This window comes from Stenotrophomonas sp. TWI377 (assembly GCF_039674525.1).
GTDB lineage: Bacteria > Pseudomonadota > Gammaproteobacteria > Xanthomonadales > Xanthomonadaceae > Stenotrophomonas.
In genome coordinates, this window is sequence record NZ_JBDJNT010000003.1 from 209,628 (window position 1) to 222,598 (window position 12,971).

Below are 12,971 nucleotides of genomic sequence, written 5' to 3' on the forward strand. Positions count from 1 at the left end.
TCCTACCGCTGCTCAGGCCCGAGCATGGCGGCGTCGGGGACGGGTTCGTAGGCATACAGCGGGATGGTCTCCGCGCGGATGTCGACGCCACGCACGTGCGTGTCCAGCCAATGGCGTACATGAGCGGTTTCATCCGCCGAGGGATAGAGGATCACGTCGGCCTGCTTCCACAGCGAATGCTCGAAATCCTGATAGCGCTGGGTTTCCTTCTCGAGCTCATCGTCCGGGTGCAGCGCGAGCTGCTGCTGCATGCGCAGGTGGTGGATGTCATGTCCGTAATAGACCAGCGTGGCACGGCTGTGCCGGCGTACGCTGCCCACCAGGTCGGCCGAGATATGCGGCCGGTTCAGCACCACCGCATCAAGGTAGTTGCCGTGTTCGGTCAGCCATGCGTCGAAGCGACCGACGTACTCCGAGCCGCACAGCACCTCAACGCCGAGCTGTTGCAGCGGCGGGGTATAGATCGGGTCCTGGTACGCATTGGCGGGCCAGAACGACACCTGGCACCCCTGGCGGACGAGGGTCTCGATCACCTGCCAGGTCGCCCGTGATCCCGCATCGCGGTCCGGCTGCGGTACGTAATGGTCCACGACCAGCACGTGTCGGCGGTTGCGGGAGCGGTCGCGCGCCAGGAACACATCCTGGGCGTTCGGGAACTGTTCGTCGCGCAGCGTGTTTTCCCAGCGTGCCAGGAACTTCTCGCGGTTGATCGCCTGGAACGCCTTCACGCCGGTCGTTTCATCGGTGCCGCTGGACAGACCTTCGTAATGGACGACAACCGATGCCGGCTGGAGATAGACCTTCAACCCCTGTTCGCGGATCCGGAAGGCAAGATCGGTATCTTCATAGTAGGCCGGTACATAGCGCTCATCGAAGCCACCCAGCGTCCGGAACAAGGTCGCCGGCAGCATGATCGACGCACCCGAGACGTAGTCGACTTCCTTCAGATAGCAATAAGCCGATCTGCCGGGAACATCCAGACGGCCGAAATTCCAGGCACTGCCGTCGGCCCAGACAATGCCACCGGCCTCCTGCAGCCGCCCGTCCGGATAGACGAGTTTGGAGCCGACCATGCCGGCGTCCGGATGGGTCCGGAAGACCTGCACCAGTGCGTCCAGCCAGCCAGGCGTCACTTCGGTGTCGTTGTTGAGAAGGTAAATGAACTCGCCCTTGGCCAAGGTCAAGGACTGATTGCATGACAGCAGGAAGCCGAGGTTCGTCGGGTTATCGTGGAACCGCAGGCCCGGAATCCGGGCGAGCTTCTTGATGTCCTGATCGCCGGAAGCATCCTCCAGGACCAGCACCTCGAAGGAAACATCCGCACCGGCACGGGCGATCGATGCGATGCAGGCCAGGCTCTGTTCGTAGTTGCCGTAGGTGGGGATGACGATGCTGACCACCGGCGCCTCGACTGACTCGAAGCGGAGCTGCGAAAGAATCGTATCGGGGTCGTTGCGCACCTGCTCAAGCGCCAGACCTTCCACCGGCACGACCACCGCATCACGGCGGCGCATCAGGAACCGCTTGACCGTCGGGACCAGGGGCGCGAGCAGGCTATGCCTGGCAAGGCCGCTGGCACGCAGCGAACTGAAAACGGCAGCGGTGTCCCCCCGGACCACCCGCGAGAAGAAACGCAGTGGCCGGGTCACCTTCCAGGACTTGGACTGCAGCAGGCTGTTGGTGAAGGCCTGCAGCGACGAGAGTTCGCCGCGATAGCGTTGAACGACATCGGCCAGTTCCTGCTCACGCCGCTTCGGTGTGCCGTCGGACACATGGGCGGCAAGCGCGCTCCCCCCGGCCCTCGCCATCAGTTGTTCGATGTCTAGATGGCGCTGCTGCAGATCATTCTGGGCGTGGCCCAGCAGCTCGGACAGCTCCGCCTCGAGCTGCAGCTTCGTCTCCCAGAGCATTGCAATCGCGGCCTCGAGACGACGGGCGCGCGCATGCTCTGTAGTCAAATCAGCTCGGGCCTTTGAGACCTCCTCGTCAAGCTCTCGAGTGCGCTGCAGATGCTGCTGCAGATGCCGGTATTCTCGTTCCGTCGCCAGCGCAGTCGAATCTGCCGCGCTGCGAACGATCTCATCCAGTTCGAGAGCCCAGCGCGTCCGCTCTTTGAACTCACTCTCCAATCTCGCGTAATCGGCCCTGGCACGCGCCAGGTCTTCCTCCAGCGACAACGCCCAACGATACATATCCTGCTTTGCGGCAGTCAGCTCACGTGCTGCTGCCAGAGCTTCGTCGGCCACGACCGTTGCCGTGCAAGACGCCCCCAGCCGTGAGAAAGCTCCTTGCACCCGCTCTTCAGCGTCGGAGGTATGGGCGCAAGCGAACAACGCCGACATTGAGTCACCGATGTCCTCACCAACAGCGATCACGCCCAGTCCGTTGCCGTGGAGGAACTCGAAGCTCGGGTAGCGCTCGCGCAGTGGTGCGAAGAACGCCTGCACACCGAAACCTTCCGTGTGTACATTGGTATCGTGGAAGATCACCACGCCTCGGCGCGACATCTTCGGGAGCCAAGTGGTGAAATCGTGCTTCACCGCATCGAACGTATGCAGACCATCGATGTGAAGCAGGTCGACCGACCCGTCGGGAACTTCATCCAACGCCTGGTCGAAGGTCATTCGCAGCAACGTGGAGAAGTCTCCATAACTGCGTTCGTTGCGTTCCACCACACTCTGATAGATGGAATCGTCATAGAAACCGGCTTGGGAATCCCCCTCCCACGTGTCTACGGCATAGCAACGCGTCTGTCGCTTGAGCGCTTTGACTGCCTGGCAGAAGGCGAAGTAAGAGATACCGCGGTGCGAGCCCAGCTCGACGACCGAACGCGGCTGGTGAGCCTCGATCAGCCAGAAGGCGAACGGTACATGTTCCAGCCAGCCGGAAGTCTCCAGGAACTCCGGCACCATGAACATAGCCCCATGCCGGAATACCGAGATGGTGGGATCGATCCCCACGGCCGTATTTTCGTCGCTCACCGAAACCATCAATTCATTCCCTCTAGTATTTTCACGCCGCGCACTGATTGATTTGATCATCCAACCCGGGGTCTCAAGGAGGACTTCAATCGCGTCTGTAGCAGATATATCGAATCGTGCGCTGAAGCGCGCCGTGCAATAGCAGTAGCAGTAGCATTAACGCTAGGCGACGCCCTCACTTTCCAAAGTAATGGAGAGCATCGGCAGGCCAACCAGGCCGAACCGCATGGTCTCATCTGTCGCGCGGAACTCGAGCGCATCGTGAATCCAATGCTGCTGGGTGTGATCATGCTGATCGCCCGACGCCACCGCTGCATCGATCATGTATGACCCGGACGGCATGATCGGCATGCGGAACAGGAAGGTTCCCACCACCGTTTCACCGGCCACGCCTGACACCGGCTGATCCTTGCAGGCGAAGTGGCTGTTGTCACCAAACAGGCGCTGGCCCAACCGATCCTTGACGTAGAAGCCGACGATCAGGTTTTCCAGCGGCTCCTGCAGTGCCACGCGCAGTTCCAGCCGGACCAACTCTCCGCCTTCAAGCATCGACAGCCGGTTGCCTTCAGTGTCGGTAAGCCGGACGTCGACGATACGCGCGCCCTGTGCGCCGAACTCCTGCCCAACATTCTCCGGATCGAACTCGAACAACGCGATGCGATTCTGCACGCCCGCTTCATTGAAGGCGTCCTGGCGGAAATCGGCATGATCGGTCGACAACCGGCGGGGCTTCTTCTTCGCCGCCACGACGATGTCTTCGGACCCTGCCTCGCGCCGGCCGACGACGTGCTGTTCGGTCATGTAGGCCTCGACCACCTCCTGCGAGGTCCCGGCCAGGCGCATCTTGCCGTTCTCCAGCCATACCGCGTTCTCGCAGAGGTTGGTGACGGCCGCGGCATCGTGGCTCACGAACAGCAGGGTGCCGTGTTTCTGGAACTCGCGCAGGAAGCGCATGCACTTCTGCGAGAAGAACGCATCACCGACCGCAAGCGCCTCATCGATGATCAGGATGTCCGCATCCACGTGGGCGATCACCGCGAACGCCAGGCGCACGGACATGCCACTGGAGTAACTGCGCACAGGCTGATCGATGAACTCGCCGATGTCGGCGAACGCCAGGATGCTCTGCATCCGCTGCTCGATCTGATCGCGTCGCAGCCCAAGGATGGTCGCGTTCAGCAGCACGTTCTCACGCCCGGTGAATTCCGGGTTGAAGCCGCTGCCCAGTTCCAGCAGGGCGGCGACCCGTCCCTTCACCGAAATATGGCCTTCGGTGGGGTTCAAGGTGCCGGCGATCATCTGCAGCAGGGTCGACTTGCCCGACCCGTTGCGGCCAACGATACCCACGGTCTGGCCGCGGCGGATCGAGAAGCTGACGCCGCGCAGCGCCCAGAAATCCTTGTAGAACGACTTGCGCTTGCCGGCCAGCGCCTGCCACAGGCGATGCGAGGGCCGCTCGTACATGTGGTACGCCTTGCCGACGCCCTGGACCTCGATGACGGTTTCTGCCGCAGTGACTTCAGAGGACATCGGCAAACCCCACGCGCAGCTTGGTGAAAATGCGATGGCCGATGAATGCGACCACGCAGGCGATCACCGTGTAGATCGCCAGTCCTGTCCAATCCGGCAGGCGGCCCCAGATCACCACTTCACGCACCTGGTTGATGATGAAGGTCAGTGGATTCAGTTCAAACACGATGCGATAACTCTCCGGCACCGATTCCACCGGAATGATCGCCGAGGAAAGGAACAACATGGCGGTTGCGACGACGCCGGCAATCTGCCCGATGTCGCGCAGGTACACGCCCAGCGCTGATACCGCCCAGCCGACGCCAACGGTCAGGATCACCAAGGGCGCCAGCACCAGCGGCAACAGCAGCGCAGTGGCGTGGATATTGCCTTTCAGGCACAGATACAGAATCAGCAATACCACCATGTTCATGGCGAGGTGAAACAGCGCGGAGAACGTCATGCTCCACACCAGGATATCCAGCGGGAACACCACGCGTTTCACATAACCGGTATTGCCGACGATCAACTGCGGCGCGCGGATGAAGCACTCGGCAAAAAACCCATGGACGGTCAAGCCGGCAAACAGGATCAGCGCGAAATCAGTCGTCGAACCACTCGAGCCTGGCCAGCGCCCCTTCATCACGAAGCCGAACGCCAGCGTGTAGACCAGCAACATCAGGAACGGACTGATCAACGACCACAACAGGCCGAAGCTCGCGCCACGATACCGGCCCAGCACTTCACGCTGGGTCAGTTCGTAGGCAAGCGAGCGGTTCTTTCCGAATACCGACAGGATGCCCATCTCAAGCGGCCTCGGTACCCAGCGCCCGCTCCAGATCCACCTGCAGATCCCCCAACTCCTCAACCCCCACGCTCAGCCGCACCAGCGCATCGCTGATGCCCAGCTTCTCGCGGCGTTCCACCGGGATCGAGGCATGCGTCATCACCGCAGGATGGTTGACCAGGCTTTCCACCCCCCCCAGCGACTCAGCCAGGGTGAACAGTTCGGTCTTCTCGCAGAAACGCTTGGCCGCCTCGAAACCGCCCTTGAGCACGATCGAAACAATGCCGCCGTAGCCATTCATCTGGCGGGTCGCCAGTTCATGCTGCGGGTGCGAGGTCAGGCCGGGGTAGATGACCTTCTCGACGGCCGGGTGCTTTTCCAGCCACTGGGCCAGGGCCAGCGCGTTGGCGCAGTGTGCCTTCATGCGCAGCGGCAGGGTCTTCAGGCCGCGCAGGGCCAGGAAGCTGTCGAACGGCCCCTGCACGGCGCCGATGGAGTTCTGCAGGAAGGCCATCTGCTCGGCCAGTTCGGCGTTGTCACCGACCACCACCATGCCGCCGACCATGTCCGAGTGCCCGTTGAGGTACTTGGTGGCCGAGTGCAGGACCAGGTCCGCGCCCTGCTCCAGCGGGCGCTGCAGCATCGGCGAGGCGAAGGTGTTGTCGACCACCACCAGCAGGTTGTGGCGCTTGGCGATCGCAGCGACTGCGGCGATGTCCACGATCTTCAGCATCGGGTTGGTCGGGGTCTCGATCCAGACCATCTTCGTCTGCGGGGTGATCGAGGCCTCGAACGCGGCCAGGTCGGTCAGGTCGACGAAGCTGAACTGCAGGCCGGCGGTGCGCTTACGCACGCGCTCGAACAGGCGGAAGGTGCCGCCATAGATGTCGTCCATCGCCACCACGTGGCTGCCGGCATCCAGCAGCTCCATCACCGTGGAGCTGGCGGCCATGCCCGAGGCGAACGCGTAACCGCGGCTACCGCCTTCCAGGGAGGCCACGCAACGCTCGTAGGCGAAGCGGGTGGGATTGTGGGTACGCGAGTACTCGAAGCCCTGGTGCTCGCCGGGGCTGGACTGGGCGTAGGTGGAGGTCGCATAGATCGGCGGCATCACCGCGCCGGTGCTCGGATCCGGCGATTGGCCGCCGTGGATGGCCAGGGTAGCCAGGGCGAGCGAGCGGTCGCCGTGCCCGGAAGAAGCGTGATCGGACATGTTGTTTCCCAGCAAGAGGAGCCCCCATGGGGGGCCCCGCAAAAGGAGCGGAAGTCTATCAGCGGTGGCTTAATCGGCCGTTGACGCGGATAAACATGGGTTCATTGCGACACAGACGCTTACTGTACGCGCCGGCGCAGGTAGTTCAGCAGGTCGATGCGGGTGATCAGGCCGAGGAAGTTGGCGCCATCCATGACGATGGCGACCTGGCCACGGTCGAACACCGGCAGCAGGGCCTCGATCGGGGATTTCACGTCCAGGCGGTCCAGCTTGCTGACCATCGCGGTGGCGACCGGGTCGCGGAAGCGGGCTTCGTCGCCGTACACATGCAGCAGGACGTCGCTTTCATCCACGATGCCGACCAGCTGGTCGCCGTCCATCACCGGCAGCTGCGACACGTCATACAGCTTCATGCGCTGGTAGGCGGTGGTCAGCAGGTCGTTCGGGCCGATCACCACGGTGTCACGCTGGCCGTACGGGCGCAGGATCAGGTCGCGCAGGTCGCCGGACTGCGGGCGCTCCAGGAAGCCGTTGTCCAGCATCCAGTAGTCGTTGTACATCTTGGACAGGTACTTGTTGCCGGTGTCGCAGACCAGCACCAGCACCTTCTTCGGGGTGGTCTGCTCTTTGCAGTACTTCAGCGCCGCGGCCAGCAGGGTGCCGGTGGACGAGCCGCCGAGGATGCCTTCCTTGCCCAGCAGCTCGCGCGCGGTATGGAAGCTCTCGGCATCGCTGATCGCGTAGGCCTTGGTGACGCGGCTGAAATCGGCGATCGAGGGCAGGAAGTCCTCGCCGATGCCTTCCACCAGCCAGCTGCCCGACTTGTCGTTGAGCACGCCGTCATTGATGTACTCGGCGAGGATCGAGCCGACCGGGTCGGCCAGGACCAGTTCGGTCTTCGGCGAGAGGGTGGAGAAGGCGCGCGACAGGCCGGTCATGGTGCCGGAGCTGCCACAGCCGAACACGATCGCGTCCAGGTCGCCGTCCATCTGCGCCAGGATTTCCGGGCCGGTGCCGAACTCATGCGCGGCCGGGTTGTCCGGATTGCCGAACTGGTTGATGAAGTACGCGCCGGGGGTTTCCTCGGCCACGCGCTTGGCCATGTCCTGGTAGTACTCGGGGTGCCCCTTGGCCACATCCGAACGGGTCAGGCGCACTTCGGCGCCCATCGCCTTGAGGTTGAAGATCTTCTCGCGGCTCATCTTGTCCGGCACGACCAGGATCAGCTTGTAGCCCTTCTGCTGGGCGACCAGCGCCAGGCCCAGGCCGGTGTTGCCGGCGGTGCCCTCGACCAGGGTCGCGCCCGGCTTGAGGTCGCCACGCTGCTCGGCGGCTTCGATCATCGACAGGCCGATGCGGTCCTTGATCGATCCTCCGGGATTGGCACTCTCGAGCTTCAGGTAAAGCTCGCAGACACCGGTATCCAGGCGCTGGGCCTTGACGATCGGGGTCTGGCCAATGAGTTCGAGTACGGAGGAGTGGATTGCCATCGGATCACATCGATTCGCGCCGCAATGCGGCCGGACCGGTGATTATCCGACGGTTGGCGGCGAAAGTCAGGTTGCCGCGTTCATCAAGCGGCGCGGACGGCACCGGTCGACGAGGAGACCGGAACCGCCCGCGACGTAGGGCAGCAAGGGGGGTCAGTGCACGGGGGAGGCGTACATCCGTTCCAGTTTCTGCTTGGCCAGCAGCTTTTCACGCTTCATCTGTCCCAGGGTGAGGCTGTCTATCGGAAGCACACCCAGCTCGGCATCCATGCACTTCTTGTTCAACTTCTGGTGCCGTTCGTAGAGCGCCTTGAATTCAGGATCCTGCTTGCGCCGTGCGTCGATATCGCTCTGGGGCTGACCTTCAAACATGATGAACCTCCTATCGCTTCTGCAGAAACAAGAACGCCCCGGCCTGACGGCACGGGGCGCTGCTTGGGGCGGAGTGCCGGACAACCCTGACCTGCGAACCCGCAGCGGCGGCCAGTAGAGACTGGACCTCGGACTGCTGTGATTCGTGGCGCTGGTGCATTGCCGGCCCTCCTATCGTCCGGGACGCGGAAGGCGACCCGGACAACTGACCCTACGCTTGCTTCGGGGCCGGTTCAACCCTTTCAAACGATATCGTCGACCCCGCCTAAGCGGGGTTCAGGCTGAACGCGCAGAACAACGAAAATTAAACAAAAACAACCAGTTGCGTCATGACCCCCGCGCATGACGCAGCACCGGTCCGGCATCAGGGCGTGATGATGACCTCGGCCGAGCGGGCCTTGGTCGCGGCGGCCTTCTTGCCGCTGACCTGCAGCCGGCTGGCACTGACACCAGCCGCCACGAGCGCATCGCGCAGGGCCTCGGCGCGCTGCTGGCCGACACCGGCCGCGGCGTCGTACGCCTCGATCCGGACCCTGCCCTTCTTGCCGATGTTCAGATACTCGGCCAAAGCCTTGGCCTGGCCCTTGGCACCGCCGGACAGGCTGCCCTTGCCCGCCGCGAAAGCATCGCCGTTGAAGGTGAACACTTCGCCGCGGCTGTCGAACTTGGAGCCCGGCAGCTTGCTGCCCGCCACCAGCTCGGCTTCCTCACGGGCCAGCTTGGCCGCGTTCTGCTGGGCGGCGCTCAGTCGCGCGGTCTGCTTGCCAGCCACGCTGGTCAGCGCGGTTTCGGCATCCTGGCGGGCCAGCGCTTCCTGCTCGGCCGCCTGGCGCAGCCGCTCGCTTTCCTCGGCCTGGATCTGGGCCTGCACGCGCAGGCGCTCGGCTTCCTGGCGGGCACGCTGGGCATCGCGGCGGCTGGCTTCGATCAGCAGCTCGCTGCGGGTACGTTCAAGCTGATCCACCTCACGCTGGGCCAGCGCGGCACGGACACTGGTCTCGGCGATCTCGACCCGGCGCTCGGCCAGGTAACGGGCCTGGTCCTGGTCGCGGCGCTTGGCCTTGGCCAGATCGGCCACGGCCTGCTGGGCCTGCAAGCGCTCGAAGGCGGCCAGCTGGGCCGCATCCGGGTTGGACTGGATCGCCATCAGACGCTGGGTCAGCTGGGCCACGGCCGGGTCATCGGCGGCCTGGACCATCAGCGGCAGGCTGAGGCTGGCGGCCAGCAGCAGGCAGGGCATGCGCATCTTGGTGGACATCATCAGCGGTCTTCCCCGGTGGCCAACTGGCGCTGCAGCTGGCTGACTTCATTGCGGCGCAGCTGCAGCTGCGCGGTGGCGGTGGCTTCTTCGCTGCGGGCGCGGGCCAGGTCGGCATCGACCGTGGCGCGAACGGCCAGTATCGGCGCGTTCTTGCGCTCGCGGCGGTCGCCAGCGGCACGCTGGGCCTGCTCCAGACCCTGGCGGGCCACGGCGATCAGGTCCGGGGCGTACTGGTCGGCATCGGCCTGGGTGGCCTTGTCGACCGCCTGCTGGGCCTGCATCAGCTCCAGGGCGCCATCCTGCGCTTGTGCGGCACCAGAGAGCGCGAATGCGCACACCGTCACATACAGGGCCCGTCGTATTTGTGCGAAGCTAGGTTTCATTGGGGGTGCCGTCGCCAGAAGTTGTGTGCACGGCCATTGTCGGAAGCCTGCGGTGCGCTTGCAATGGCAAGCCGCTGATTGTTGGGGAAACATTTCGCATGGATATCGGCTATTTCCTGAAGCTGATGACCGAAAAGAACGCGTCGGACATGTTCTTGACGACCGGAGCACCGGTATACATCAAGATCGAGGGGAAACTCTATCCGCTGGGCAATACCGGGCTGCCGCCCGGGATGGTCAAGAAGATCGCCTACTCGTTGATGGATGAAGGCCAGGCCCCGCAGTTCGAGCGCGAGCTCGAGCTCAACATGGCCATTGCCCTGCCCGATGCCGGGCGCTTCCGCGTCAACGTGTTCAAGCAGCGCGGTGAGGTCGGCATGGTGATCCGTGCGATCCGCAGCAAGATCCCCAGCATCGAAGAGCTCAACCTGCCGCAGGTGCTCAAGGACGTCATCATGACGCCACGCGGGCTGGTGCTGGTGGTCGGCTCGACCGGCTCGGGCAAGTCCACCTCGCTGGCCTCGATGATCGACCACCGCAACAGCACCACGACCGGGCACATCCTCACCATCGAGGACCCGATCGAGTACCTGCACAAGCACAAGATGTCGATCGTGAACCAGCGCGAGGTCGGGCTGGACACGCACACCTTCCACGACGCGTTGAAGAACGCGATGCGCGAAGCGCCCGATGTCATCCTGATCGGCGAAATCCTGGATGCGGAAACGATGGAAGCGGCCATCGCCTTCGCCGAAACCGGGCACCTGTGCCTGGCCACCCTGCACTCCAACAACGCCGACCAGACCATCGAGCGCATCCTCAACTTCTTCCCTGAGAGCGCACATCGCAACGTGCTGATGAACCTCTCGCTGAACCTGCGCGCGGTGGTCTCCCAGCGCCTGGTCAAGGGCAAGGACGGGCGCCGCCTGCCGGCCACCGAAGTGCTGATCAATACGCCGATGATCCGCGACCTGCTGCGCCGCGGCCAGGTGCACGAGATCAAGGCGGCGATGGAAGCCTCGCTGGAAGAAGGCATGGAGAGCTTCGACCAGTGCCTGTTCCGGATGGCCAAGAACGGCATCATCGAGCAGGAGGAAGCGCTGCGCGCGGCCGATTCGCGCGATGGCCTGGCGTTGAAGTTCCGGCTGTCCGAAGGCGGCAGCGGCGAGCACGATCCGTACGCGGATTTCTCGGCCAACAGCGCACCGGCGTCGATCACCCACGGGTTCTGACGGCTAAGCCCCCACCGTTGGGCGGGGGCAATGGGCCAGGCGCATCGACCAACGGTCGATGCCTACCCGTCACCCTGCGTCGATCTGATGCTCGGGCCGGGCCGCGTCGAAGGCCGGCAGCGCCAGGCACGCCGCCTCGATCCGCTGCAGGGTCGGGTACGGCGCCAGCGCCAGGCCGAACCGGTGCGCGTTGTACAGCTGCGGCACCAGGCAGGCATCGGCCAGCCCGGGCTGGTCGCCATGGCAGAACGTACCCGTCGCCAGATGATCGGCCAGCAGCGTTTCCATCGCCGCCAAGCCCTCCGCCATCCAGTGCAGCGTCCACGCCGTGCGCGCCTCGGCGCTTGCCTGCAGCGTGCGCTCCAGATACTGCATCACCCGCAGGTTGTTGAGCGGGTGGAGGTCGCAGGCCACCAGTTGGGCCAGCGCACGCACGCGCGCCCTGCCCTCGGCGTCGCTGGGCAGCAACGGCGTGGCCGGGAACACCTCGTCGAGGTACTCCAGGATCGCCATCGACTGCTGCAGGACCCGATCGCCATGGCGCAGGGTCGGCACCAGTTCCTGCGGGTTGAGCGCGGCATAGGCCGCGCTGTGCTGCTCACCGCCCTCGCGGACCAGGTGCACCGGGGTGATCCGGTGCGGAAGGCCCTTGAGGTTCAGCCCGATACGCACGCGGTAGGCCGCGCTGGACCGCCAGTAACTGAAGAGTTCGATCGGTTCCATGACGGTCCCCGCCGCGGCGCTCAGGGCTTGGCCGCCTGCTCGATGCGCTGCTCGATCGCACCGAAGATGCTGTCGCCGGCCGCATCGAACATCTCGATCCGCACCACGTCGCCGAAGGACATGAAGGGCGTGCTCGGCTTGCCGTCGCGCAGGGTTTCCACGGTGCGCTGTTCGGCGAAGCAGGAGGCGCCCTTGCTGGTGTCTTCGTTGGCGATGGTGCCCGAGCCGACGATCGCACCGGCGCCCAGCGGGCGGGTCTTGGCCGCGTGCGCGACCAGCTGGGCGAAGTTGAACTGCATGTCCACGCCCGCTTCCGGCGCGCCAAACCAGGTGCCATTGATGTGGGTGACCAGCGGCAGGTGGACCTTGCTGTCCTGCCACGCCTCGCCGAGTTCATCGGGGGTGACGAACACCGGCGACAACGCCGAGCGCGGCTTGGACTGCAGGAAGCCGAAGCCCTTGGCCAGCTCGCCCGGGATCAGGTTGCGCAGCGAGACATCGTTGACCAGGCCGATCAGCTGGATATGGCCGGCGGCCTGCTCGGGCGTCACCGCCATCGGCACGTCGTCGGTGATCACCACCAGCTCGGCTTCCAGGTCGATCCCGTATTCCTCGCTGACCACCTTGACCGCATCGCGCGGGCCATAAAAGCCGGCACTGGTGGCCTGGTACATCAGTGGATCGGTGTAGAAGCTTTCCGGCACCTCGGCGCCACGGGCGCGGCGCACGCGGGCCACGTGCGGCAGGTAGGCGCTGCCGTCGACGAACTCGTAGGAACGCGGCAGCGGGGCGGCCAGCGCCTGCAGGTCGATATCGAACACGCCGTCGGCGTCGCCGTCGTTCAGCGATTCGTACAGGGCGTTCAGTCGCGGCGCCAGGTGGCTCCAGTCTTCCAGGGCCTGCTGCAGGGTCGTGGCGATGCCGGTGGCGCGCACGCCCTGGCGCAGATCGCGCGAGACCACGATCAGGGTGCCGTCGCGGCCGCCTTCCTTCAAAGAACCAAGCTTCATGGGTGGGTAT

11 protein-coding genes are annotated in these 12,971 nt (G+C 64.4%); 1 reads left to right on the forward strand and 10 read right to left on the reverse strand.

From position 1 onward, the window contains the following. Positions 1-2 precede the first annotated feature (2 nt). The 8 genes from ABE546_RS05515 to ABE546_RS05550 all read right to left on the reverse strand — a co-directional run bounded on the left by ABE546_RS05515 (position 3) and on the right by ABE546_RS05550 (position 9,996). A complete protein-coding gene (locus tag ABE546_RS05515; protein WP_346462905.1) occupies positions 3-3,041 on the reverse strand; it encodes a class I SAM-dependent methyltransferase in 3,039 nt (1,012 codons plus the stop codon). Positions 3,042-3,143: 102 nt separating this feature from the next. Continuing rightward, entirely contained in the window at positions 3,144-4,511 is a 1,368-nt protein-coding gene (locus ABE546_RS05520; RefSeq protein ID WP_346462906.1) for an ABC transporter ATP-binding protein, read from the reverse strand. Beyond that, positions 4,501-5,295, reverse strand: a complete 795-nt coding sequence (locus ABE546_RS05525) for an ABC transporter permease (protein WP_319206731.1) — start codon at positions 5,293-5,295, stop codon at positions 4,501-4,503. Before ABE546_RS05525 ends, ABE546_RS05520 begins: the two co-directional genes overlap by 11 nt. Position 5,296: 1 nt before the next feature. After that, positions 5,297-6,490: a cystathionine gamma-synthase gene (locus tag ABE546_RS05530; RefSeq protein WP_346462907.1), complete on the reverse strand. Its 1,194-nt coding sequence runs from the start codon at positions 6,488-6,490 to the stop codon at positions 5,297-5,299. Positions 6,491-6,609: 119 nt separating this feature from the next. Further along, positions 6,610-7,980, reverse strand: coding sequence for a pyridoxal-phosphate dependent enzyme (locus ABE546_RS05535; protein WP_102788976.1), 1,371 nt, complete (start codon positions 7,978-7,980; stop codon positions 6,610-6,612). Between the two features lie 153 nt (positions 7,981-8,133). Next, positions 8,134-8,352, reverse strand: coding sequence for a YdcH family protein (locus ABE546_RS05540; protein WP_019182593.1), 219 nt, complete (start codon positions 8,350-8,352; stop codon positions 8,134-8,136). Between the two features lie 364 nt (positions 8,353-8,716). Beyond that, complete coding sequence (locus ABE546_RS05545; protein ID WP_346462915.1) at positions 8,717-9,598, reverse strand: hypothetical protein; 882 nt, start codon at positions 9,596-9,598, stop codon at positions 8,717-8,719. Between the two features lie 14 nt (positions 9,599-9,612). Beyond that, positions 9,613-9,996: a DUF4398 domain-containing protein gene (locus ABE546_RS05550; RefSeq protein ID WP_167390367.1), complete on the reverse strand. Its 384-nt coding sequence runs from the start codon at positions 9,994-9,996 to the stop codon at positions 9,613-9,615. Positions 9,997-10,094: 98 nt separating this feature from the next. Here ABE546_RS05550 and ABE546_RS05555 point away from each other — a divergent pair, with 98 nt between their 5' ends. Next, entirely contained in the window at positions 10,095-11,228 is a 1,134-nt protein-coding gene (locus ABE546_RS05555) for a PilT/PilU family type 4a pilus ATPase (protein ID WP_313212083.1), read from the forward strand. Positions 11,229-11,297: 69 nt separating this feature from the next. Here the strand turns inward: ABE546_RS05555 and maiA are convergent, their stop codons facing one another. Together maiA and ABE546_RS05565 are read right to left on the reverse strand one after the other, a co-directional pair. Further along, the gene (gene maiA / locus ABE546_RS05560) at positions 11,298-11,951 is read right to left on the reverse strand and encodes a maleylacetoacetate isomerase (RefSeq protein WP_313212084.1); all 654 of its coding nucleotides are present in this window, start codon (positions 11,949-11,951) and stop codon (positions 11,298-11,300) included. Positions 11,952-11,971: 20 nt separating this feature from the next. Further along, entirely contained in the window at positions 11,972-12,961 is a 990-nt protein-coding gene (locus ABE546_RS05565; RefSeq protein ID WP_346462908.1) for a fumarylacetoacetate hydrolase family protein, read from the reverse strand. Positions 12,962-12,971 lie beyond the last annotated feature (10 nt).

What these genes read in the sequence shown, in the direction of transcription:
- ABE546_RS05515 (WP_346462905.1), bottom strand. Translation starts at nt 3,041, where the DNA reads ATGATCAAATCAATCAGTGCGCGGCGTGAAAATACTAGAGGGAATGAA.
- ABE546_RS05520 (WP_346462906.1), bottom strand. Translation starts at nt 4,511, where the DNA reads ATGTCCTCTGAAGTCACTGCGGCAGAAACCGTCATCGAGGTCCAGGGC.
- ABE546_RS05525 (WP_319206731.1), bottom strand. Translation starts at nt 5,295, where the DNA reads ATGGGCATCCTGTCGGTATTCGGAAAGAACCGCTCGCTTGCCTACGAA.
- ABE546_RS05530 (WP_346462907.1), bottom strand. Translation starts at nt 6,490, where the DNA reads ATGTCCGATCACGCTTCTTCCGGGCACGGCGACCGCTCGCTCGCCCTG.
- ABE546_RS05535 (WP_102788976.1), bottom strand. Translation starts at nt 7,980, where the DNA reads ATGGCAATCCACTCCTCCGTACTCGAACTCATTGGCCAGACCCCGATC.
- ABE546_RS05540 (WP_019182593.1), bottom strand. Translation starts at nt 8,352, where the DNA reads ATGTTTGAAGGTCAGCCCCAGAGCGATATCGACGCACGGCGCAAGCAG.
- ABE546_RS05545 (WP_346462915.1), bottom strand. Translation starts at nt 9,598, where the DNA reads ATGCGCATGCCCTGCCTGCTGCTGGCCGCCAGCCTCAGCCTGCCGCTG.
- ABE546_RS05550 (WP_167390367.1), bottom strand. Translation starts at nt 9,996, where the DNA reads ATGAAACCTAGCTTCGCACAAATACGACGGGCCCTGTATGTGACGGTG.
- ABE546_RS05555 (WP_313212083.1), top strand. Translation starts at nt 10,095, where the DNA reads ATGGATATCGGCTATTTCCTGAAGCTGATGACCGAAAAGAACGCGTCG.
- maiA (WP_313212084.1), bottom strand. Translation starts at nt 11,951, where the DNA reads ATGGAACCGATCGAACTCTTCAGTTACTGGCGGTCCAGCGCGGCCTAC.
- ABE546_RS05565 (WP_346462908.1), bottom strand. Translation starts at nt 12,961, where the DNA reads ATGAAGCTTGGTTCTTTGAAGGAAGGCGGCCGCGACGGCACCCTGATC.